Origin of the sequence: Streptomyces sp. XY431, from assembly GCF_001279805.1 — a bacterium.
Taxonomy (GTDB): domain Bacteria; phylum Actinomycetota; class Actinomycetes; order Streptomycetales; family Streptomycetaceae; genus Kitasatospora; species Kitasatospora purpeofusca.
The window spans coordinates 39900-63590 of sequence record NZ_LGDO01000013.1 but is presented as its reverse complement, the minus strand read 5'-3'; the positions used below and the strand labels follow the sequence as shown (position 1 = coordinate 63590).

At 76.2% G+C, this 23691-nt stretch carries 9 protein-coding genes; 7 read left to right on the top strand and 2 right to left on the bottom strand.

What is annotated here, in order from left to right:
• Positions 1-232: 232 nt before the first annotated feature.
• A complete protein-coding gene (locus ADK60_RS02675) occupies positions 233-1513 on the top strand; it encodes a hydroxymethylglutaryl-CoA lyase-like TIM-barrel protein (RefSeq protein ID WP_053642881.1) in 1281 nt (426 codons plus the stop codon).
• On the top strand, positions 1510-2199 hold the full coding sequence (locus ADK60_RS44440) for a hypothetical protein (protein WP_053642880.1): 690 nt from the start codon (positions 1510-1512) through the stop codon (positions 2197-2199). The genes ADK60_RS02675 and ADK60_RS44440 overlap by 4 nt, the downstream gene beginning before the upstream one ends.
• Positions 2200-2344: 145 nt before the next feature.
• Here ADK60_RS44440 and ADK60_RS02665 read toward each other — a convergent pair whose 3' ends face one another.
• Complete coding sequence (locus tag ADK60_RS02665; RefSeq protein WP_053642878.1) at positions 2345-3043, bottom strand: DUF1345 domain-containing protein; 699 nt, start codon at positions 3041-3043, stop codon at positions 2345-2347.
• Positions 3044-3286: 243 nt separating this feature from the next.
• On the opposite strand from ADK60_RS02665, the gene ADK60_RS02660 reads away from it, so the two are divergent.
• Entirely contained in the window at positions 3287-4342 is a 1056-nt protein-coding gene (locus ADK60_RS02660; protein ID WP_053642876.1) for a LuxR C-terminal-related transcriptional regulator, read from the top strand.
• Positions 4343-4379: 37 nt separating this feature from the next.
• Here the strand turns inward: ADK60_RS02660 and ADK60_RS02655 are convergent, their stop codons facing one another.
• Positions 4380-5003, bottom strand: a complete 624-nt coding sequence (locus ADK60_RS02655; RefSeq protein ID WP_045944145.1) for a LuxR C-terminal-related transcriptional regulator — start codon at positions 5001-5003, stop codon at positions 4380-4382.
• Between the two features lie 671 nt (positions 5004-5674).
• On the opposite strand from ADK60_RS02655, the gene ADK60_RS02650 reads away from it, so the two are divergent.
• Genes ADK60_RS02650 through ADK60_RS02635 form a run of 4 tightly spaced genes read left to right on the top strand, consistent with a single transcriptional unit; the run spans position 5675 to position 23690 of the window.
• A complete protein-coding gene (locus ADK60_RS02650) occupies positions 5675-12067 on the top strand; it encodes a type I polyketide synthase (protein WP_053642874.1) in 6393 nt (2130 codons plus the stop codon).
• A gap of 4 nt (positions 12068-12071) precedes the next feature.
• Positions 12072-16862, top strand: a complete 4791-nt coding sequence (locus tag ADK60_RS41110) for a beta-ketoacyl synthase N-terminal-like domain-containing protein (RefSeq protein ID WP_063783015.1) — start codon at positions 12072-12074, stop codon at positions 16860-16862.
• The gene (locus ADK60_RS02640; protein WP_234370910.1) at positions 16859-20317 is read left to right on the top strand and encodes a type I polyketide synthase; all 3459 of its coding nucleotides are present in this window, start codon (positions 16859-16861) and stop codon (positions 20315-20317) included. The genes ADK60_RS41110 and ADK60_RS02640 overlap by 4 nt, the downstream gene beginning before the upstream one ends.
• Positions 20310-23690 carry a non-ribosomal peptide synthetase gene (locus ADK60_RS02635; protein WP_053642872.1) on the top strand — a complete coding sequence of 1127 codons (3381 nt, stop codon included), beginning with the start codon at positions 20310-20312 and terminating at the stop codon, positions 23688-23690. Before ADK60_RS02640 ends, ADK60_RS02635 begins: the two co-directional genes overlap by 8 nt.
• Position 23691 lies beyond the last annotated feature (1 nt).

Genomic DNA, 23691 nt, shown 5'->3' with positions numbered 1-23691 from the left:
TGAGAGTCGTGTATGGCGGAAAGCCGCCGTTGGTAAGGGGATCTTAAAGGGGTCTTATGGAAGTTCGCAGGAGAACCAGGAACTTTGACGTTCCATCAGATGTTCTGCTGCATCCCTCCCGATGGGGCGTCGACCATGGCTTCCGGGAGCGCGCGCAGGCGTGCGAAGAGCCGCCGTCCGCGCCCCACGAGCGCCCGGCACAGGGTGCGGTCCGGACGAGAGGGGATCACCGATGCGGGACATCGTGCGGGAGTCGGCGGCGGCCGGACGCCTGGTGGTGTGGGAGGAGTCGGCGCGCGACGGCGCGCAGGCCAAGACCTTGATGCCGGGCGGCTTCCGGGTGCGGCTCGCCCGGGAGCACGGCGCGGTGTTCGGCGCGGACGGGCCGCGCCACGTGGTGTTCGCCGCCGGATTCCCCGCCGTCTGCGCCGAGGAGTTCGAGGCGGTGCGGCAGGTCGCCGTCGAGACCGAGGGGCAGGTTTCGGCCGCGGCCGTCTGCCGGGGCACCGAGGCCGACGTCCGGCAGGCGGTCGCCTCGGTGCGCGGCGTCGCGAACGCCCGGGTGCTGGCGGTCGTCCCGGCCTCCGAGGCGATGGCCCGGGTGATGACGCACCGGGGCGCCCGCGAGGCGCTCGCGCACGGCACCGACCTGGTGAAGACGGTGCGCGACCTGGACGAGGGCGTCGCGATCGACCTGTGCCTGGCCGACGCCTCCCGGGCCGACCACGGCCTGATGGCCGAAGCGGCGGGGGGGTTCACGGCCGCCGGGGCCGGCACGGTACTCCTCGCCGACACCGTCGGGTGCCAACTCCCCGGCGAGACAGCCGAGATGTTCGAGCGGGTGGCCGCCTCGGCCGGTCCCGGGGTGTTACTGGGCTCGCACCTGCACAACGACCTCGGCCTCGGGCTCGCCAACACCGTCCAGGCCGTGCGCAACGGCGCCCGGGTGGTGGCCAGTTCATGGCTCGGCCTGGCCGAGCGCTCCGGCCTGGTCGCCACCGAGCAGCTGCTGTTCCTGCTCGCCCACGACCCGGAGCGCGCGGCGGCCCTGCTCGGTGCCGACGGGCGCGCCGCCGAACTGTGGTGGCGGGCACCGGACCTCACCCGGCTGCCGCGTATCGCCGCCCTGGTCTCGGAGCAGACCGGGGTCCCGCTGACGGTCACCACCCCGGTGGTCGGCACCGGGGTCGCCACCATCTCCACCGGCACGCCGTTCGTCGACCCCCGACTGTTCCAGCCCTACGACCCGACGGCCCTGCTCGGGGTCGAACCCACCATCGTGCTCACCCAGTTGGCCAGCGCCCGGGTCGTCACGGCGGTCGCCGAGCGGCTCGGCCACCGGCTGGACGCCGCCGGGGCCCGCGCGGCCACGGCCTGGGTCAAGCGCAGGGCGTTCCGCACCGGGCGGGCCGTCGTCGACGACGAACTGTTCGCCGCCTACCTGGACGGCCTCGCCCGCACCACCACCACCACCACCGCCGCCGCCACCACCACCACCGAGGACACCCCGTGACGCCGACGCCCCCCGCCCGCCGACTGTCCGAGCTCGCGGCCGTCCGCGCCGCCCTGGCCCGGGGGCGGGCCGTGGTGCTGCCCAACCCCGCCCCGCTGACCTGCGTCGTCGCCGCCACCCGGCCCGACGCCGTCAACACCGCCAAGCAGCGCCCGGCGGAGCAGGCCGTCGCGCTCTGGGCCCACCACCCCCGGACCCTGGACGCCCTGGCGGAGCGGCTCGACCTCGGCCCGGACGCGCTGCGGCTGGCCCGGCGGCTGCTCGCCGCGGAGCACCTCACCGTGCTCGCGCCGGTACGTCGCCCCGAGGAGGCGCCGCCCTGGCTGGCACCGGCCACCAAGGACGGCTGGACGCTGCTGTTCGGCGCCCGCTGGCAGCCGCTGGCCGGCCTCCTGGACGACTTCCCGGTGCTGTACGTCAGCAGCGCCAACCGGACCGGCCACGACCCGGCGCCCGGGCCGGCCGAGGCCCTCGCGATGTTCCCGCCCGCTGTGCCCGTCCTCCGCTCCCCCGTGCCCGACGGCTCCGGCAGCCCCGACCGCCCCGGGGAACCGCGTGCCGCCACCACCACCGTCCGCCTGCACCCGGACGGCCGGCTCGACCTCCACCGGCACGGCGCGCAGGACCGCGCCTTCGCCGATCCCGAGCAGTACCTGGCCCGGCTCCGGAGCCATCGGGGGCGATGACGGCCGGCCGGGCACCGGTGCCCGCCAGGAGCCGCCGGGGACCGGTGCGCCCCGGCGGCCGTCGGGGAGACTTCCGACAGGGGTGAGCGTGTTGGAGCATCGGGCGGTGTCGGGGCGGGGCCGTCCCTCGGCACCGGGCCGCCGCTCAGCCCCGGTCCAGGGCCGACACCAGGCTCGCCACCGTCACCGTGTTGAAGACGAAGGCGATGACGGCGTTGGCCGCGACCGTGCGCCGCATCTCCCGGGAGGTCACGTTGACGTCGGTGGTGCCGAAGGTCGTCATGACGGACACGGCGAAGTACATGTAGTCGGCCCAGACGGCGGACCCGCCCTCGGCGGCGGTTCCGCCGCCCGGGAACTCCAGCGCCCGTTCGTCCTCCACCAGGTTGTCGGCGTGGAAGGCGACGGCGAAGGAGACGAGCACGCACACCCATGCCTCGACGACCAGCGCGAGTGCGATCGCCACCCGGACACCGACCAGGAGCGCCGACCCCAGATGGCCGGGGCGCCAGACCAGGGACACCACCAGCGCGGCCGCCGCGACGGAGACCGACACCCCCGGCCCCGGGGCGCTGCCGAGCAGGTAGCGCTGCAGCACGGTGCCGCGCTCGGAGCGCCGCGCCCAGTCCCGGATCCGCTCCGGCGAGGCACCGGTGAAGGCCACCAGGGTGGCGGTCAGATAGGCCGACAGATAGGCGAACAGCACCAGGACGGCGACATCCGCCCCGGAGAGCAACGCCGGGCCCTCGTGGAGCGCGAGCAGCAGCACGAGCACGGCCGCCGCGACGGCGGCGACCAGCAGGCTCACGGCCGCGCGGCGGCGTTCGGACAGCCAGGAGTGCACCGGCGGGCTCCTCGGGAAGGGGGCTGGCGGGGCGGCCGCCGATGCCGCGGCGGGCCGCCAGTGTAAGGGCCCGGGCACCGTCCGCCACGGAAGGCGGGTCCGGCGACGTGACCCAGGTGTTCAACCCGGGCGCCCTTGACCGGTCAATTACTTCAAGTAGTCTCGCCAGCCGAGCCACAGGCACTGAGGGCTCGGGACCACCTTGCTGCTCACGATCCGGACCTACGGCTGGAGTTCAAGGCGATGACGGCGGCGATCGGGATCGACCCGCGCTTTGCGTACCGTGTCTACCTCTCACTTCTTCGCACCGAGGGCGTCGGCGGAGGCCCGGAGGACCTCGCCCGGGCCGTCGCCCGGGACCTCGGTGCCGGGACCGAGGAGGTCGGGGAGGCCGTCGGCTGGCTGGCCGGCCACGGCCTCCTCGACCGGGACCGGGGAGCGCCGCCGGCCACGCCGCAGAGCGTGCTGAGACGCTTGGTCGCCGATCAGCAGGAGCGGCTGGCCGAGGTCGCCCGCGCCCAGGACCTGATCTCCGACCTCACCGACGGCTTCCTCGCCACTCCGGCCCCCGCGGGGGAGGGTCCGGCGGTCGAGGTGGTCGAGTCACGGGATCAACTGGTGCACCGGTTGGGAGAGTTGCATGCGTCCAGCCGGTCGGAGGTGGCGGTGATGCTGCCCACCACCACCGAGCGGGAGGCGCTGCACCCGTGCATCCGCGAGGACGTCGAGCTGCTGCGCCGGGGCGTCCACTACCGGCTGGTGGCACCGGCCTCCGCGCTGGGGAGCCCGGCGGTCGTCGAGTACGTGAACGCGCTCCAGGAGGCCGGCGCGGAGATCCGGACGGCGGAGTCGCTGCCGCTGCGGCTGGTCATCGTCGACCGGGAGAAGGTGGTCACCCGGTCGCAGGTCGAGGGGCTGCGCCGCAGTGTGGTGATCGACGGCGGACTGCTCGCCCAGCTCTTCACCCGGGTCTTCGAGCACAGTTGGTCCACGGCCGCGCCGTACACCCGGCGGCGGCGCGACGGCGGTTCGGCACCGGTGCTGTCCGGCACCCACCGGCTGGTGCTGCGGATGATGGCCGCCGGGGCCACCGACAAGTCGATAGCCCGTCACCTCGGTTACTCGGACCGGACGGTGCGGCGGTTCGTCGCCGAGATCCTGCGGGTGCTGGAGACCGACAACCGGCTCACGGCGATGGTGCGGGCCACCCGGCTCGGGCTGCTCGAACACGACGGCCGGGAGGCGAAGGAGGTCGCGGCGGCGAAGGAGGCCAGGGAGGTGCGGGCGGCGAAGGGCTGAGTCCGGCGCGGGCTCCGGTGCGGGGCGGCAAGTCCGTTCACAGCAGCCCCCGTTCGGCGGCGATCCGGGCGGCGTCGAAGCGGTTGCGCCCGTCGAGCTTGCGCATCGCGCCCGAGGTGAGGTTGCGGACCGTCCCGGCGGCCAGGTAGAGCTCGCGGGCCACCTCCTTCACCGAGGCACCGGTCGCGGTGAGCCGGAGGATCTCGCGTTCCCGCGCGCTCAGCACCTGCTCCGCGACGGCCGTCCGGACCGCCGGCCCGTCGGGCGCCGGTTCGGCCTCGCCCGGGGCCGGCCGGCCGCCCGCGGCGGCGTCCCGGATCGCGTCGACCAGGCGGGGGATCTTGGTCTGCTTGGTGACGACCCCGAGCGCCCCCGCCGACACCGCCCGGTCCACCAGGGTCCGGGTGGGCCGGGCCGCCATCAGGACGACCCGGCAGTCGGGTAAGCGTTTCCCGAGCTCCCGCACCAGGCGGAAGCCGCCCTGTGCGGTGCCCATGCCCAGCACGGCCACGTCCGGCCGGCGGCGGACCGCGACCGGGACGACCATCGAACTCCGGTTCACCGCCCCCACGACCTCGAAGTCCTTCACGGACGCGAGCACCTCGGCGATCGCGTCCAGGGGCAGCAGCTGCTCGTCGGCTATCAACACACGAATGGTCATCACTAGGTCTCCCCCGAGGATCCCGTGAACGGAACTCATGGTGATCGTTTCGGCCGCGCCCCAGTGTGTGGCGGACGGCCCGCTCCCGTCGACGGCACCCGGGCGTCCGGGTGCGGACATGTCCTCAGCAGGACCGGTGGGTCTACGCGTGTCATTCGGTGACCCCTCAACTTATCCCGGGTCCGGCGGCCGACCCGACGCCCGCGGGCAGGGACGTGACAAGTGTCAGTAAAAGCAGGTCAAAGCCTTGTCGCCGGAGACCGGCCGGGACCACGATGCGCACTGGTGATCGACTGCCGCGTGGGGCCCGTCCGCCCCTCGCGGCCCCCGTCACCCGCTGCCCCCAACCCCTCCGCCGCCCCGAAAGCCGCCCCGAAAACCGTCCCGAAAACCGTCCCCCCCGACGCCCGACCGGCCCGCGCGACACCCTCCCGCGCGGCTCCCACGGCCCCGCCAGTCGCCCGGCTCCCCAGCCAGTCCCCCGGGTTCCCCGGCCGCTCCCGGCCGTGCCGACCCGACACCGCCCGCGCGGCACCCTCCCGCGCGGCACCCGTCCGCCCCGACCGCTGCCCGTGCCCCGCCGGCACCCCGCCCCAGCGTGCCCCCGCACGCCCCGGGCCGGGCGCCGGCCCGTGCCCGGACCGGCTCACCACGTGCCCGAGGAAGAGGACATGCACACAGACCCTGTGGTCCAGGACCCGACCCAGGCCCTGGCCGTCGTCGGCATGGCGGGACGGTTCCCCGACGCCCCGGACGTCGAGAGCTTCTGGCGGCTGATGATGGAGCGGCACGACGCCATCGGCCCCGTCCCCGCGACCCGTTGGGACGCCGGCGCCCAACTCGACCCGCAGCGCGAGATCCAGGCCGTCGGCGGATTCCTCACCGACGTCGACCGGTTCGACGCCACCTTCTTCGGCATCTCCCCCCGCGAGGCGGAGATGCTCGACCCGCAGCAGCGGTTGATGCTGGAGGCCGCCTGGCGGGCGCTGGAGGACGCCGGGACACCGGCCCGCGCGCTCGCGGACAGCCGCACCGGCGTGTTCGTCGGCGCCGGCTGGCACGACTACGAGCACGTCGGCCGCAAGAGCGCCGCCGGGGTCACCCAGCACACCGCGCCCGGCTACGCGCTCGACATGATCGCCGCCCGGGTCTCCTACTTCCTCGGGCTCACCGGGCCCAGCCTGGTCGTCGAGACCGGCTGCTCCTCCGCACTGGTCGCGGCGCACCTCGCCGCCCAGGCGCTGCGGGCCGGCGAGGTGGACGCGGCGATCATCGGCGGTGTCGCGCTGATGCTCGACCCGACCGCCTCGATCGGCCTGACGTACTTCGGCGGCCTCTCCCCCGACGGCCGGTGCAAGGCCTTCGGCGCCGGGGCGAACGGCTTCGTGCGCGGCGAGGGCGTGGGCGCCCTGTTCGTGAAGACCCTCGCCCGGGCGCAGGCGGACGGGGACCGGATCCACGGTGTCATCGCCGGTACGGCGGTGAACAACGACGGCGGCGGGCAGAGTGTCGTCGCGCCCAGTCCGCTCGGCCAGGAGCGGCTGCTGCGGGACTCCTACCGGCACTGGGGCATCCCGGCGGACCGGGTCGCCTATGTGGAGGCGCACGGCACCGGCACCTCGGTCGGCGACCCGATCGAGGCGGGCGCGGTCGGCCGGGTGCTGGGGCAGACCCGCAGCGCGGACGCCGGTCCGCTGCCGATCGGCTCGGTGAAGACCAACATCGGCCATCTGGAGGCCGCCGCCGGCATCCCCGGGCTGTTCAAGGCGCTGCTGGCGCTGCGCCACGGCGTGGTGCCGCCGAGCCTGCACTCGGCGGAGCTCAACCCGGAGATCGCCTTCGACGAGCTGAACGTGACGGTGGTCCGCGAGCCGCTGCCGCTGCCGGCGGACGAGCAGGTCTTCCTCGGCGTCAGCAGCTTCGGCTGGGGCGGCACCAACGCGCACGTGGTGCTGACCGGGGCGCCTCGGCCGGAAACGCCTACCGCGAACGACAGCCGGACCGCCGAACACCGCACCCCGGTACTGCTGCCGGTGTCCGCGCACTCGGAGCCGGCGCTCGCCGAACGCGCCCGCGAGCTGCGCGAACTGCTCATCGGCGCGAGCGCCCCGGCGCTGGCGGACCTGGCCGGCACCCTGGCCTGGCAGCGCGACCAGTTCCCGGTCCGGGCCGCCCTGCTGGCCGCCGACTCCGCCGGCGCGGCCGGGCAGTTGGAGCGGCTGGCCGCCGACCCGGCCGGTGCCGAGCCGGTGCCCGGCGTGTTCACCGGACGGGCCGCGACCGGTGGCCGGACCGCCTTCGTGTTCCCCGGCCAGGGCTCGCAGTGGCACGCCATGGGCCGCGAACTCCTGGCCGCCGAACCGGTGTTCGCCGCAGTGATCCACCGCTGCGCGGCCGCGCTGGAGCCGTACACGGACTGGGACCTGGTCCGGGTCGTCTCCGGCGAGGCCGGGGAGGAGTGGCTGTCGCGGATCGACATGCTGCAACCGACCCTGTGGGCCGTGTCGCTGGGCCTGTGCGAGCTGTGGCGGGCGGCCGGCGTCGAGCCGGACGTGGTGGTCGGCCACAGCCAGGGCGAGGTCACCGCGGCCACGGCGGCGGGCATCCTCTCCTACGAGGACGGCGCGATGGTCGTCGCCCGGCGCAGCGCGATCGCCCGCCGGACCTCGGGCAAGGGCCGGATGCTGGCGGTGGACCTCTCGCTGGACGCGGCGAAGGCGGCGCTGTCCGGCTTCGAGGAGGGCGTGTCGCTGGCCGTGAACAACGGCCCGAACAGCTGCGTGCTCTCCGGTGACACCGAACTCGTGCTGGCGCTCCAGGAGTTGCTGGAGGCCGAGGGCACCTTCTGCCGCCTGGTGAACGTGGACTACGCCTCGCACAGCCCGCAGATGGACGAGCTGGAGGACGACCTGCTGGCGGCGCTGCAGTCCGTGCGCCCGGGCCCGGGCGCCGTCGAGCTGATGTCGACGGTGCGGGTGGCCCCGCTGGAGGGGCCGGAGCTGGACGCCCGGTACTGGGTGGACAACCTGCGCCGGCCGGTGATGTTCGCCGACGCGATGGAGCGGCTGTTCGACACCGGGGTGACCCATGTGGTCGAGATCAGCCCGCACCCGGTGCTCACCCCGGCGCTGGAGCAGCTGGCCGCGCAGCGGCCGGTACCGCCGCAGGTGCTGTCGACGCTGCGGCGCGACCAGGGCTCGCCGGACACGGTGCGCGAGTCCGTGGCGCGGGCGTACGTGAGCGGTCTGGAGCCGTTCGGCGCGCTGCCCCGGGCCGCCTGGGCGCCGGTGCCGCCGTACCCGTGGCAGCGGGCCGTGCACTGGGTGGAGCAGGGCCGCCGGCGGGCCGGGAGCGGGGCCGGGGAGGAGCTGCGGCTGGTGCCGTCGGTGACCGAGCAGGGTGCCTGGACCGGCCTGCTGGAGCTGGCCCCGGCGGACATCCCCTGGGTGCGCGACCACCGGGTGTACGACGCGGTGGTGCTGCCCGGCACCGGGATGCTGGAGCTGGCGCTGCGCACGGCGCTGGCCAGGACCGGCGGCGCGCACCGCACGCTCGCGGAGGTCGGCCTGCACAGCCATCTGACGCTCACCGAGGAGCCGGTGACGGTGGCGCTGGGCTGGCGGGACGATGTCACGGGCGGCGGCAGTTTCACGCTGTCCTCGCTGGAGCCGGGCGGGCAGGGCTGGGTCCGGCACGCCTCGGCGCGGGTGCTGGCGGAGGACACCGCGCCGGACGCGCCGTCGTTCCCGGAGCGGCTGCTCGGTCTCGACGCCGCGCCGGCCGCCGCGTTCTACGCCGACTGCGCGGCGCGGGGCCTGAACTACGGTCCGGCGTTCCAGGGTGTGGTGGGGCTGCGGGCCGGGGCGGCGGAGTGCCTGGCCGAGGTGCGGCTGCCGGAGGGCTGCCTGGCCGGCGGCCATCCGCACCGGCTGCACCCGGCGCTGTGGGACGCGGCGCTGCAGGCCTCGATCCCGCTGTTCCCGGGCGAGGAGGCGGCGGTGCCGGTCGGGGTCGGGCGGGTGCATCTGCACCAGGACCTCGCGGAGCCGGTGACGGCGCTGTGGTCGCACGCGGTGCGGCGGGACGGCGGCGAGGAGGTGGACCTGTTCCTCTTCGACGCGGAGCGGCGGCCGGTGCTGAGTCTGCTGGGCCTGCGGATGCGGGCGCTGGCGGCCTCGGCCGATCCCGGTGCGGTGGACGCGGAGCGGATCCACCGGCTGGAGTTCCGGCCGAAGGACCGCGCCGGCGGGACGGATGTGGCGGAGCAGATCGGCTCGGCGCAGCGCACCGGCCACTGGGCGGTGTGCGCGGCCGACCCGGTCGGCGGCACGGCGGCCTGGGCGCGGGCCGGGGAGCTGGCCGAGGCGCTGGGCGCGCTCGGCGGGACGGCGCTGGCCCAGGTGGCCGACGGCGCGGACGCGGCGCGGACCGAGGTCTGGCAGGAGCGGCTGGCCTCGGTGGAGGGGCTGGACGGCGTGGTCTTCCTGGCGCCCGGCGCGGACGCCGGGCCGGAGGCCCAGCGGGCGGCCCTCACGGCGCTGGCCGCGCTGGTGCGGGCCTGCTCGGCGCGCCCGCTGGTGCCCCGGCTGGTCGTGGTGACCGCCGACGCCCAGCTGCCGCCGTCGGCGGCCGGGGCGGTCGCCCCGGGCGCGGCCCTGTACTGGGGCTTCGGGCGGGTGCTGCGCCGTGAGCACCCCGAGCTGCGGCCGGTGCTGGTGGACGTGGCCGGTGACGAGGCCGACTGGGCGGCGCGGTGCGCCGTCGAGCTGTCGGCCGAGGACGGCGCGGACCAGGTGGTGCTGCGGGGCGGGGAGCGGCTGGTCGGCCGGCTGGTGCGCGGCGCGGCGGGCCCGGCGGACGACCCGGCGGACCCGGCCCGGCCGCGCTGGCGCTCGGCGGCCCCGCAGCCGTTCCGGCTCGCCCCGGACGGTCGGGGCACCTGGGACGGGCTGGCGTTCCGGCCGCTGGAGCGGCGGACGCCCGGCGCCGGGGAGATCGAGCTCGCGGTGGGGTCGGCGGCGCTGAACTTCATCGACGTGATGAAGGTGATGGGCACCTATCCGGACCCGACGGCCGACGCCCGGCTGCTCGGTCTGGACGGCGTGGGCGTGGTGACCAGGACCGGCGCGGGTGTGACCCGCTTCGCCCCGGGCGACCGGGTGGTCGCCTGCACCAGCGGCGGCGCGCTTGCCACCCACTGGACGGTACTCGCCGACCACGCCCAGCACGTGCCCGAGGGGATGGCGGACGCCGACGCGGCGGCGTTCCCGGCGGTGACCATCACCGCCTGGTACGGCCTGCGGCACCTGGCCGCGCTGCTGCCCGGCGAGACGGTGCTGATCCATTCGGCGGCGGGCGGGCTGGGGCTGGCGGCGATCGCGGTGGCGCGGCTGCTGGGCGCCGAGGTCCTCGCCACGGCGGGCAGCGCGCACAAGCGGGACCGGCTGCGCGAGCTGGGGGTGCGGCACGTCTTCGACTCCCGGGACCTCTCCTGGGCGGACGAGGTGCGGGCGGCGACCGGCGGCCGCGGGGTGGACGTCGTCCTCAACTCGCTGACGGGCGCGGCGATCCCGCTGGGCCTGGAGGTGCTGGCCGAGGGCGGGCGGTTCGTCGAGGTCGGCAAGGCCGACATCTACGGCGGGCGCACGCTGGCCCTGGACGCGTTCCGCAAGGGCATCGGTCTGGCCTCGCTGGACCTCGCCGGGGTGATCGCCCGCAGGCCGGCGCTGTTCACCCGGCTGTTCGCCGAGGTGTGGGAGCGGGTGGAGGCGGGCGAGCTGGCGCCGCTGCCGGTGCTGTCCTACCCGTTCGCGCGGGCCGCCGAGGCGCTGCGGGAGATGTCCCACGGCCACCACATCGGGAAGTTCGTGCTGTCGGACCCGTCGACGGTCACGGAGGTGGCGCCGGAGCCGCTGCGGGACGGCCGGTTCCGGGGCGACGGCACCTATCTGATCACCGGTGGGCTCGGGGCGCTCGGCCTGTCGCTGGCGGAGTTCATGGCCGGGCGCGGCGCGGGCCGGCTGGCCCTGGTGGGCCGCTCCGCGCCGGGGGCGGAGGCGGTGGCCCGGATCGAGGCGCTGCGGGCGCGCGGCGTGCTGGTGGAGACCTTCGCGGCCGATGTCGCCGACGCGGCGGCGGTGCGCCGGGTGCGCGAGCAACTGCCGCCGCTGCGCGGGGTGGTGCACGCGGCCGGGCTGCTGGACGACGCGACCGTGCTCAATCTGACGGCGGAGCAGCTGGACCGGGTGCTGGCGCCCAAGGTCGACGGCGCGGTGCACCTGGACGCGGCGACCGAGGGCGACCCGCTGGACTTCTTCCTGCTGTTCTCCTCCGCGGCCGCGCTGTTCGGCAACGCCGGCCAGGCGGCCTACGCGGCGGGCAACGCCTTCATGGACGCGCTGGCGGTGGACCGGCGGCGGCGCGGGCTGCCCGCACTGAGCGTGCAGTGGGGCCCGTTCAGCGATGTCGGACTGGCCGCCGCGGAGGACAACCGCGGGGCCCGGCTGGCGGAACGCGGCATGGCGGGCTTCTCCACCGCCGAGGCGTGGCGGGCGCTGGAGGGGTTCCTCGGCGGCGACGAGCAGGTGGTCGCGTATGTGCCGATCGACCTGCAGCAGTACCTGGAGGCGTACCCGGACACCGCGACGCTGGACAGCTGGAGCGCGCTGCGCGAGCTGGCCCGGCACGGCGGGGGCGGCAGCAGCGCCGGCGCGGCCTTCCTGGCCGAGCTGCGCGGGGCGCCGCAGGAGCGCTGGCCGGAGCTGCTGGAGGCCAAGGTGCAGGAGCTGGCCGGGCGGGTGCTGCGGCTGGAGGCCGGGGCGATCGACCGGGACACGCCGTTCAAGTCGCTGGGGCTGGACTCGCTGATGGGTCTGGAGCTGCGCAACCGGCTGGAGGCGGCGTTCGGGCTGCGGCTGTCGCCGACGCTGCTGTGGACGTACGGCTCGGCCCGGGCGCTGTCGGCGGTGCTGGCCGAACGGCTGCTGGGCGATCCGGCGGCGGGCGAGGGCACCCCGGGCGAGGACGGCGCGGCCGTCGAGGCCGACGCCGAAGGCGAGGGCTGAGCGCATGACGGAGCAGCAGCAGAGCGGCACCGCCGCGCCCGCACCCACCCCGCTCACCCGGGCGCTCGACACCGTCCGCAAGCTGCGGGCGCAGCTGGACGCCGCCAGTGGCACCGGCCCGCTGGCCGTGGTCGGCATCGGCCTGCGGCTGCCGGGCGGCATCACCGACCTGGACGGCTACTGGGACGCGCTGGCCGAGGGCCGCGAGCTGGTGGGCCCGCTGCCCGCCGGGCGGCGCGGGCCGTTCGCCGCCGAGTGGGAGCGGCTGCCGCACAGCGGCGGGTTCCTGGACGAGGTGATGGACTTCGACGCGGAGTTCTTCGGCATGGGCCCGGCCGAGGCCCGGGGCGTCGACCCGCAGCAGCGGCTGCTGCTGGAGGTCGCCTGGGAGGCGCTGGAGAACGCCGCGCTGCCGCCGGACCGGCTGGACGCGGCCCGCACCGGGCTGTTCGTCGGGATCACCGGCCAGGAGTACTGGGACTGGCACACCGGTGAGCTGGACACCCACTGGGCGGGCGGCAACGGCCACTGCTTCACGGTGGGCCGGGTGGCGTACGCGCTGGGGCTCGCCGGTCCGGCGATCACGGTGGACACGGCCTGCTCCTCCTCGCTGGTGTCGGTGCACCTGGCGCGCCAGGCGCTGGCCCGCCGGGAGTGCGACGTGGCGCTGGCGGGCGGGGTGAACCTGGTGCTCTCGCCGCGCGCGACCCGGCTGCACCAGTTGGCGGGCACCCTGTCGCCGGACGGGCACTGCCGGCCCTTCGACGCCCGGGCGAACGGCTTCGCCCGGGGCGAGGGCTGCGGTGTCCTGGTGCTGAAGCGCCTGGAGGACGCCCGGCGCGACGGCGACCGGGTGCACGCGGTGGTGCACGGTTCGGCGGTCAACCAGACCGGCCGCTCGACCGGCTTCACCGCGCCCAATGTGCTGTCGGAGGTGGCGCTGACCGAGGCGGCGCTCGCGGACGCCGGGCTCGTCGCCGCCGACATCGGCCTGGTGGAGGCGCACGGCACGGGCACCTCGCTCGGGGACACCATCGAGATGGAGGCGATCGCCGCCGCGCTGGGCCGTCGCAACGGCGGCGCCGAGTTGAGCGTCGGCTCGGTCAAGGCCAATCTGGGCCACCCGGAGTCCGCGGCCGGGGTGATCGCCCTGGTGAAGGCGGTGCTGTGCCTGCGGCGGCGCGAGGTGCCGCCGCTGGTGAACTTCAGCACCCTCAACCCGCTGATCGACCTGGACGGCACCGCCATCACCCTGCCGACGGCGCTGCGGCCCTGGCCGGAGCGCGGCGGGCGGCACGCGGCGGTGAGCGCCTTCGGCATGGGCGGCACCAACGCCCAGGTGATCCTGGGCGCGGCCGAGGACGCCCCCGTCGACGGGGCCGGAGCCGTCCCGGTGGTGGGCTTCGAGCTCTCCGCCCGGACACCGGAGGCGGTACGGGCGCTGGCCGGCGCCCTGCACGGGCGGCTCGCCGGGCTGCCGGAGGGGTCCTACCCGGCGTTCGCCTACACGGCCGGGGCCGGTCGGGCGCGGCACCGCTGGCGGGCGCGGATCGCCGCCGCCGACCGGGCCGCCGCGCTGCGGGCGCTGAGCGGGCTCGCCGAGGGCGGGGCGCCGTCGGGTGTGGTGCTCGCCGAGCGGGAGCAGCACGACCGGGACGAGGCCGACGGCGGGTTCGCGGGGCTGCCCAGGGCCGTGCTGGACCTGCCGAACTACCCCTGGCAGCGCCGCCGGTACGCCCCCGAGGCTCCCGGCGCGCAAGCACCCGCCGTGCAGCCGCCCGCGGAAGAGCGGCCGCCGACCGTGGAGCAGCCGACCGCCGAGGAGGGGGCCGGTCGCGCCCTGTTCGCCCTGGAGTGGGCCGAGGCCGAGCACGGCACGGGTGCGCCGGCCGGCGCACCGGGCCGCTGGCTGCTGTTCGCCGACCGCGCGGGCACGGCCGACGCCCTGGGCGCCGAACTCGTCGCCCGGCGCGGCAGTTGGGTGACCGTCACCGCGGGCAGCAGCTCCCGGCGGATCGACCCGCTGCGCTACGAGCTCGACCCGGCCCGGCCGGAGGACCTCGCGGCCCTGCTCAAGGAGTTGCGTGCGGCCAGCGACGAGCCGTGGGCCGGGGTCCTGTACGCCTGGGGCCTGGACGCGGCCGGCGGACCGGCTCCGGAGGGCCCGGGGCCGTTCCCGCTCCCGGCGGCGCGGGAGGACGCCGTCCGCCCGGCCCCGCTGCTGGTCCGGGAACTGGCCGACGAGGGGCTGCCCGGCGGCCCGCGGCTGGTGCTGCTGACCCGGGGCGCGCAGCGGGTGACCGAGCGGGACGGGGCGCCCGACCCGGTGCAGGCCCTGCTGTGGGGTGCGGCCGGGGTGGCCTCGGCCGGGACGGATTCGCCCCACCCGCTGCTGGTGGACCTCGACCCGGACCCGGCGCGGGACGACGCCGCCCGGCTGCTGGAGGTGCTGCTGCACCCGGCCGGGGAGCCCTCGGCCGCGCTGCGCGGACCGGTCGGGTACGCACCGGTCCGGGTGCCGCAGGACTCCGCGGACGGCACCGAACCCGCTTGGCAGCGGCGGCCGTTCGACCCCGAGCTGGACACCAACCAGCGGCTGCTGGCGGTCCGGCCCGGTCTGCTGGAGAGCCTGACGCCGACCCGCTGGGAGCGGACCGCGCCCGGCCCCGGCCAGGTGGAGATCGAGGTCGCCGCGGCGGGGCTGAACTTCAGCGATGTGCTCAAGGCGATGGGCGCCTACCCGGGCGCGGCCGGGACGGTCCCGCTGGGGGTCGAGTGCGCGGGCCGGGTGAGCGCGGTCGGCGCGGGCGTCGAACGCTTCCGGGTCGGCGACCGGGTGATGGCGGTCGCGCCGTCCGCGCTCGCGGCCTACACCACCACCGAGGCGCACCTGGTGGCGCCGAGGCCGTCGGCCCTGGACGACGAGCAGGCGGCGGCGGTGCCGGTGGCCTTCCTCACCGCCGTGTACGGGCTGGGCCACCTGGCCCGGTTGCGGGCGGGCGAGACGGTGCTGGTCCACTCGGCGAGCGGCGGTGTGGGCCTGGCCGCGCTGGCGGTGGCCCGGCGGTGCGGGGCACGGGTGTTCGCCACCGCGGGGACGCCCGCCAAGCGCCGCTTCCTGCGCGAACTCGGCGGCGTGGACCTGGTGATGGACTCCCGCTCGACGGACTTCGCGGCGGAGGTCGAGGCGGCCACCGGCGGGCGCGGCGTCGATGTGGTGCTCAACTCGCTGACCGGGGAGGCGCTGCGGCGCGGTCTGGCGCTGCTGGCGCCGGGCGGGCGGTTCGTCGAGCTGGGCAAGCGCGACATCCACGAGGACAGTCCGATCGGCCTCGGCGGTCTGAAGGCGAACCGGGCGCTGTTCGCGGTCGACCTGGACCACACCTTCCACGCGCAACCGGAGCTGCTGGCCGAGCTGTTCGAGGAGGTGGTGCGGGGATTCGAGGACGGCGGCTTCGGACCGCTGCCGGTCACCGTCCACCCGTTCGCCGGGGCCCGGGAGGCGTTCGCCGCGATGGCGCAGGCCCGGCACACCGGCAAGCTGGTGCTGCGTCCGGAGCCGGCACCGGAGCTCGCGGTGCCGCCGACCCGCTCGGTGGTCCGGGCCCGGGCCGGTTACCTGGTCACCGGGGGCACCACCCCGGCGGCCCTGGCGGCGGCCCGCCGGCTGGCGGACCTGGGGGCGCGCCGGATCGCCCTGCTCCGCTCCCCCGGCTCCGGCGCGGACGCCGCCGCCGAGCCGGCGGTGGCCGAACTGCGCGCCCGGGGCGTGGAAATGGTGCTGCCCGTCGCCGACCTGTCCAGCGCCGAGGAGCTGGCCGCCGCGGTGGCCGCGTTCGACACTCCGGCGGCTCCGCTGGCCGGGGTGGTGCATCTCGCGGGCGCCGAGGCGGCGGCCGGCGCGGCAGACGGTACGGCGGACGGCGGCGGGCCGGAGGAGGCCGAGGACGACCCGCTGGGCGCCGCCGGTCCGGCCGCCGACGCCTGGCGGCTCCATCTCGCCACCGCTGGAAGGCCGTTGGACTTCCTGGTGCTGTCCGACCCGGCCTCCGCACCCGGCCGGGGGACGGCGCTCGGCGCCTGTCTGGACGCGCTCGCCGGGCACCGCAGGGCCGTCGGCCTGCCCGCGCTGAGCGTGGACGGCGCGGGACTGGCCTCCCTCGCCCGGCTGTTGGGCAGCCCGGCCGCGATCGTCCGCTCGGCGGGCGGCGCGGGCTCCCCCGGGGCGGGCTCGCCCGAGGCCGGCCCCGCGGCGGCGGACTCCGACGGCGGGGAGGCGGTCCGGCGGCAGCTGCTGGCGGTCGAGCCGGGCCGGCGGCGCCGGGCCCTGCTGGTCCGGCACTGCCGGGAGCTGGCCGCCCGGGTGCTCGACGGGCCCGACGCGGGCGCGCCGGACGCGGCGGCGATCGACAGCTCGGCGCCGCTGGCCGGCCTCGGCTTCGACTCGATGCGCACCCTGGAGCTGCGTTCGCGGCTGGAACTGTCGCTCGGCGTCCCGCTGCCCGCCACGCTGGGCTGGCAGTACCCGACGCTGGACGCCCTGGTGCCGTTCCTCGCCGAGCGGATGGGGATCCCGCTGGAGGCCGCCGCCGCGCCCGAAGTCCTGGAGCGCCCGGACCGCCCGGACGTCGCCGTCCACCGGTTCCACGGCTCCGACGTCGACCTCCACGGCGGCCCCGAGGCCCCCGAGGACCTCGACGGGCTGTCGGAGCGCGAACTGGAGGCCCTCCTCCTCGCCAAGACCGAGCAGTTCGACACCAGTGCCGATCCGACCGACCGGGGGCAGGGACGATGACCACGCGCGAGCACACCACCCGGGGCGACACGCCCGAGGACCGCACCGGCTCGATGACGGCGATGAAGCGCGCCTATCTGACCATGGAGCGGATGCAGCGCCGGATCGACGAGCAGGAGCGGGCCAGGACCGAGCCGATCGCCATCGTCGGCGTCGGCTGCCGCTTCCCCGGCGGGGTCACCGACCCGGAGTCGTACTGGGAGCTGCTGGCCGCCGGCACCGACACCATCGGCGAGATCCCGGCCGACCGCTGGGACGTCGACGCGTTCTACGACGAGCAGCCGCGCACCCCCGGGAAGCACAGCACCCGCTGGGGCGGCTTCCTGGACCACATCGACCGCTTCGACCACGAGTTCTTCGGCATCTCCCGCCGGGAGGCGGTGTCGATGGACCCGCAGCAGCGGCTGGTGCTGGAGGTCGCCTGGGAGGCCCTGGAGGACGCCGGGCAGGCGCCGGACGCGCTGGCGGGCAGCCGGACCGGGGTGTTCCTGGGCATCTGCAGCAACGACTACGCCGGGCTGCTGTTCCGCGAGCCGCAGGACATCACCGCCCACGCGTCCACCGGCGTCGCGCACAGCATCGCCAGCGGCCGCCTCTCCTACCTGCTGGACCTGCGCGGGCCGAGCGTCTCGGTGGACACCGCCTGCTCCTCCTCGCTGGTCGCCGTGCACCAGGCCTGCCAGAACCTGCGGCTCGGCGAGTGCGACCTCGCGATGGCGGGCGGCGTCAACGCGGTGGTCGCGCCGGACGCGGCGATCTCGTTCTCGCAGTTCCCGGAGATGCTCGCCGACGACGGCCGCTGCAAGACCTTCGACGCGGCGGCGAACGGCTTCGTCCGCAGCGAGGGCTGCGGCGTGGTGGTGCTCAAGCGGCTCTCGGACGCGCGCCGCGACGGCGACCGGGTGCTCGCGGTGATCCGCGGCTCGGCCGTCAACCAGGACGGGCGCAGCTCGGGACTGACCGCGCCCAACGGCGCCGCCCAGCGCGAGGTGTTCCGCCGGGCGCTGGCCGCCGCCGGGGTGGGCCCGGAGCGGGTCGGCTACATCGAGACCCACGGCGCCGGGACCAAGCTGGGCGACCCGATCGAGGTGTCCGCGCTGGCCGAGGTCTACGGCCGCCCCGAGGGCGCGCCGCTGCACCTCGGCGCGGTGAAGACCAACCTCGGCCATCTGGAGGCGGCGGCCGGGATCGCCGGGCTGATCAAGGCCGCGCTCTGCGTGGACCGGGGGCAGATCCCGCCCAATCTGCACTTCGCCGAGCTCAATCCGCACATCTCCTTCGAGGGCACCACCTTCGCCGTGCCGACCGCGCTCACCCCGTGGCCGTCGGACGGGGCCGACGGGGCGCGGCGGTTGGCGGGTGTGAGCAGCTTCGGCTTCAGCGGCACCAACGCGCACCTGATCGTCGAGCAGGCACCGGATTTCCCGGCCGCCGAGACGGACGCCGAGTCGGACGCCCAGCCGGAGAACGGCCGCCCGCTGTCGGTGCTCGCCCTGTCGGCGCGCAGCGGCGGGGCCCTGCTGAAGCTCGCCCGCCGCTACCAGGACCGGCTGGCGAAGGCCGGTCCCGGGAGCGCGGCCGACCTGTGCTTCTCCGCGAACACCGGCCGCTCGCACTTCCCGCACCGCCTCGCCGCCGTCGGGGCCGATCCGGGCGAACTCGCCGAGCGGCTGGCGGACTTCGTCCGGGACGACCCGGGCGAGGGACTGCTGCTGGGCCGGGCCGGGGGCGCCGCCCCGGCCGGGCCCGGGTCGACGGCCGAACCGGTCTTCCTCTTCACCGGCCAGGGTCCGCAACGCGCGGGCATGGCGCGGCAGTTGTACGAGACGCAGCCGTTCTTCCGGCGCACCCTGGACCAGTGCGAGGAGATCCTGCGGGACGTCCTGCCGGCGCCGCTGCTCTCCGCCGTGTACCCGGCCTCGGCGGCGGACGGCGAGCTGGTCAACACCATGGAGTTCGCCCAACCCGGCCTGTTCGCCGTGGAGTACGCGCTGGCCGGGCTGTGGCGCTCCTGGGGTGTGGAGCCGGCCGCCGTGATCGGCCACAGCCTCGGCGAGTACGCCGCCGCCTGCTTCGCCGGCGCGCTGTCGCTGGAGGACGGCCTGCGGCTGGTCGCCGAGCGCGGCCGGCTGCTCCAGCGGCTCGCCGAGTCCGGCGCGATGGCGGCGATCGCCGCCCCCGCGGCGGAGGTGGCCGCCGAACTCGCCCGCCACGACGAGGCGCTGGTCGCCGTGGCCGCCGTCAACGGCCCGGCGAACACCACCGTCTCCGGGGTGCGGGAGGTCGTCGACGAGGTCTGCGCGGCCTTCGCCGCGCGCGGCGCCGAGGTGCGGCGGCTGCGCATCTCCACCTCCTCGCACTCCCCCCTGGTCGAGCCGGTGCTGGAGCCGCTGCGGGCCGCGCTGGAGAAGGTCCCGTTCGGGGCGCCGGCCGTCCCGCTGCTGTCCAACCTGACCGGCGGGCTGTGGCCGTGGGACCGGCCGCTGGACACCGACTACTGGCTGCGGCACGCCCGGCAGCCGGTGCTGTTCGCCGACGGGGTGCGGGCGCTGTACGAGCTCGGCCACCGCACCTTCCTGGAGGTCGGTCCGGCGCCGACGCTGCTGGGCCTGGTCGGCGAGGTGCTGACCGGCGACGACGTGCTGATGCTGCCCAGCCTGCGGCCGAAGTACGACGACTGGGAGATTCTGCTGGGCAGCCTCGGCCGGCTGTACGCCGAGGGAGCCGAGGTCGACTGGGCAGGGTTCGACCGGGAGTACGGCCGGACCAGGATGCCGCTGCCGCACTACCCGTTCGCCGCCACCCGCTGCTGGCACGAGCCGAGCGGCAACGGCTCTGCGGCGGCTCCCGCCCGACGGCCCTCGCCGCGGGCCGAGCGGCCCGAACGCGCGCAACGGACCGAACGTGTGCAACGGACCGAACGCGTGCAACGGACCGAGCGGCCCGAGCGCGCCGAACGCACCCCGGCCCGCCCGCTGCCCGGCGCCCCGGGCCGGGCGGCGGCGAGCGCGCTGCCGACCGCCGAGGAACTGCTGGCCGCCCCCGCCGAGCAGCGGGTCGAGACCCTGGTCGCCGGGCTGACCGCCAGTGTGCGCACCGCCCTGGGCTCGCGCGCGGCCGCCGTCGACGCCGACGCTCCGCTGTCCACCCTCGGCCTGGACTCACTGATGGCCGTGGAGCTGCGCAACGAGATCCAGGGGCGGCTGGGCGTCAAGGTGACCGTCGCCGAGTTCCTCAAGGGCGCCACGGTCCGCAGCCTGGCCGGGCAGGTGGTCGAGGGGCTGACGGCCACCGGTGCCGCGTCCACCGGCGCCGCCACCGCCGGGGAGGCAGCGCCGATCCGCCGGGCGGCCCGCTCCACCGACCGGACCCCCGACGCCACCGCCGACCCCACCGCCGAGCTGCTCGCCCTCCTGGAGCAGGTCACCGAGACGTCGGAGCGGGTCGATGACTGAGCTCGACGAACGCCTCGCCGCACTGACCCCGGAGCAGCGGGCGCACCTGGAGCGGCTGCTCGCCGAACGGCGGGCGTCCGGCGAAGCGGCCCCGGACGCCGCCGGGAACAGCGCCACCGAGGACGTCTTCCCGCTCTCGCTGTTCCAGCAGGGCATGTGGTTCCTGGAGCAGGTCCGGCCGGCGAACCCGGCCTACGTGGTGCCGGGCGCGGTGCGGGTGCGCGGCCCGGTGGACGCGCGGGTGCTGCGCTCGGCGCTGCGCGAGGTGGTCCGCCGGCACGAGGCGCTGCGCACCACCTTCGCGCTGCGCGACGGCCGCCCCGTCCAGGTGGTGCGGCCGTCCGTCGAACCCGAACTGCCCGTGACCGACCTGCGGCAGGCCGGCCTCACCCCGGCCGAGCTGGACGAGCGGATCGTGGCGGCCGCGGTCGGCGAGCCGTTCGACCTGGAGGCCGGGCCGCCGCTGCGGCTGGCCCTGCTGCGCACCGGCGAGGACGAGTCGGTGCTCGTACTGGCCCTGCACCACCTGGTCTCGGACCGCTGGTCGTTCTGGGTACTGCTGGCCGAACTCGCCGCGCTGTACGAGGCGTTCGCGGCCGGCCGGCCCTCACCGCTGCCGGAGCTGCCGGTGCAGTACGCCGACTTCGCGCTCTGGCAGCGCGAGCAGCACGAACAGGGCCGCTGGGCGGAGCAGTTGGCGTACTGGAAGGAGCGGCTGGCCGGGGCGCCGACCGCACTGGAGCTGCCGACCGACCGGCCGCGTCCGGCCGTCCAGGGCTTCAACGGCGGCACGCTGCCGTTCGAGCTGCCCGAACCGCTGCTGCGCGGGCTGTCGGAGCTGGCCCACCGCCGGGGCGCGACCACCTACATGGCGCTGCTGGCCGTGTTCACCGTGCTGCTGTCCCGGTACTCCCGCCGGCAGGACGTGGTGGTGGGGGTGCCCACCGCCGTCCGCGACCGGCCCGAACTGGAGCCGCTGATCGGCTACTTCGTCAACACCCTGCCGATCCGCACCGAGCTGGGCGGCGAGCCGTCCTTCACCGAGGTGCTGGACCGGGTGCGGGCGGCCTGCCTCGGCGCCTACGAGCACCAGGAGGTGCCGTTCGAGCTGGTGGTCGGCGAGCTGGGCACGGCCCGTGACCTCAGCCGGCCGCCGGTGTTCCAGGTGAGCTTCGCCTACGGCCGGGAGGCGGTGCCGGACCTCACCCTGGGCGGTGCGCGGCTGGAGCCGGTGCCGGTGCGCGGCGGCGGCGCGCGGTTCGACCTGGAGCTCCAGGCCTTCGACGAGAACGGTGGCCTGAGCGGCTGGTTCGAGTACGACCGCGACCTGTTCGACGAGTCCACCGTCGCCCGGCTGGCCGCGCACTTCGGTCGGCTGGCCGAGCAGGCGGTGGCCGGTCCGGAGCGGCCGGTGGAGCGGCTGGAGCTGCTGACGGAGGCCGAACGCCACCGGGTGCTGGTGGAGTTCAACGACACCGCGCGGGAGTGGCCGGCCGGGTCCGGCTGGATCCACCAGGCCTTCGAGGAGCGGGCGCGGCTGCGTCCGGAGGCGGTGGCGCTGCGTTTCGAGGGCCGTTCGGTGGGCTACGGCGAGCTGGACCGGCGGGCCAACCGGCTCGCCCACCGGCTGCGCCGGCTCGGCGTCGGCCGGGACTCGGTGGTCGGCGTCGGCATGGAGCGCGCGCCGGAGCTGGTGGTGGCGCTGCTGGCGGTGCTCAAGGCGGGCGGCGCCTATCTGCCGCTGGACCCGGAGCTGCCGGCGGCCCGGCTGGAGCACATGGTGCGGGACGCCCGGGTGCCGGTGCTGCTCACACAGCGCCGGGTGCTCGGGCGGCTGCCGGAGGTCGACGCCGAGGTGCTGTGCGTGGAGGAGTTCGAGGCCGGGCCGGTCGTGGAGCCGGACAGCGCCCCGGAGGTCGCGGTCGGCGGCGAGGACCTCGCCTACGTCATCTACACCTCCGGTTCCACCGGCACCCCCAAGGGCGTCATGAACGTGCACGCGGCGATCCGCAACCGGCTGCTGTGGATGCAGGACGCCTACCGGCTGGACGGCACCGACCGGGTGCTGCAGAAGACGCCGTTCTCCTTCGACGTGTCGGTGTGGGAGTTCTTCTGGCCGCTGGCGGCCGGCGCGACCCTGGTGCTGGCCCGGCCGGAGGGGCACCGGGACACCGGCTACCTGGCCCGGACGATCCGGGCGGAGGGCGTGACGACGGTGCACTTCGTGCCGTCGATGCTGCAGGCCTTCCTGCGCGAGCCGGTGGAGGAGTGCGGGAGCCTGCGCCGGGTGGTGTGCAGCGGCGAGGCGCTGCCGCGCGACCTCCAGGACCGCTTCCTGGCCCGCTCGACCGCCGCCCTGTACAACCTGTACGGCCCGACCGAGGCCGCCGTCGACGTGACCCACTGGACCTGCGGGCCGGACGACGACCCCCGGCGGCCGGTGCCGATCGGCCGGCCGATCGCCAACACCCGGATCCTGGTCCTGGACGAGGCGATGCGCCCGGTGCCGGTCGGGGTGCCCGGAGAGCTGCACATCGGCGGCCGGGGCCTGGCCCGGGGCTATCTGAACCGGCCCGGACTGACCGCCGAGCGCTTCGTCCGGGACCCGTTCGACCCGGACCCGGCGGCGCGGCTCTACCGCACCGGGGACCTCGCGCGGTTCCGTGAGGACGGCGCGGTGGAGTTCCTCGGCCGGCTGGACCACCAGGTGAAGCTGCGCGGCCTGCGGATCGAGCTCGGCGAGATCGAGGCCGTGCTGACCGAGCACCCGGGGGTGCGGGAGGCCGTGGTGACGGCCCGTCCGCACCGGACCGGGGACGTCCGGCTGGTGGCCCATCTGACCTCGGCCGACGCCGCCGGGGCGCCGCCCGGGCCGACCGAGCTGGCCGCCCATCTGCGCGGCCGGCTGCCCGGGTACATGGTGCCCGCGGTGTTCGCCGTGCTGGACGCGCTGCCGCTCACCCCGAGCGGCAAGGTGGACCGCAACGCGCTGCCCGAGCCGGGCGAGGACGGCCCGGCGGCGGGCGCGCCGTTCAGCGCGCCCGGGGCCGGTCTTGAACGGTCGCTGGCCGGGCTGTGGCGCACCGTGCTGGGGGTGGAGCGGGTCGGCGCCCACGACAACTTCTTCGACCTCGGCGGGCACTCACTGCTGATGGCCGAGCTGCGGTCGCTGCTCGCGGCGGACCTCGGGCACCGGGTGTCGATGGTCGAGCTGTTCCAGCACCCCACGGTGGCCTCGCTGGCCGCCCATCTGAGCCGGTCCGGGGTGGATCCGTCCACGGCCCCCGGGGCGGCCGCGCGCGAGCGCGCGGAGAACCGACGCCGGGCCGGTGCCCGGCGGCAACAGGCGGCCGTGCGCCGTGCCCGTTCCTGAG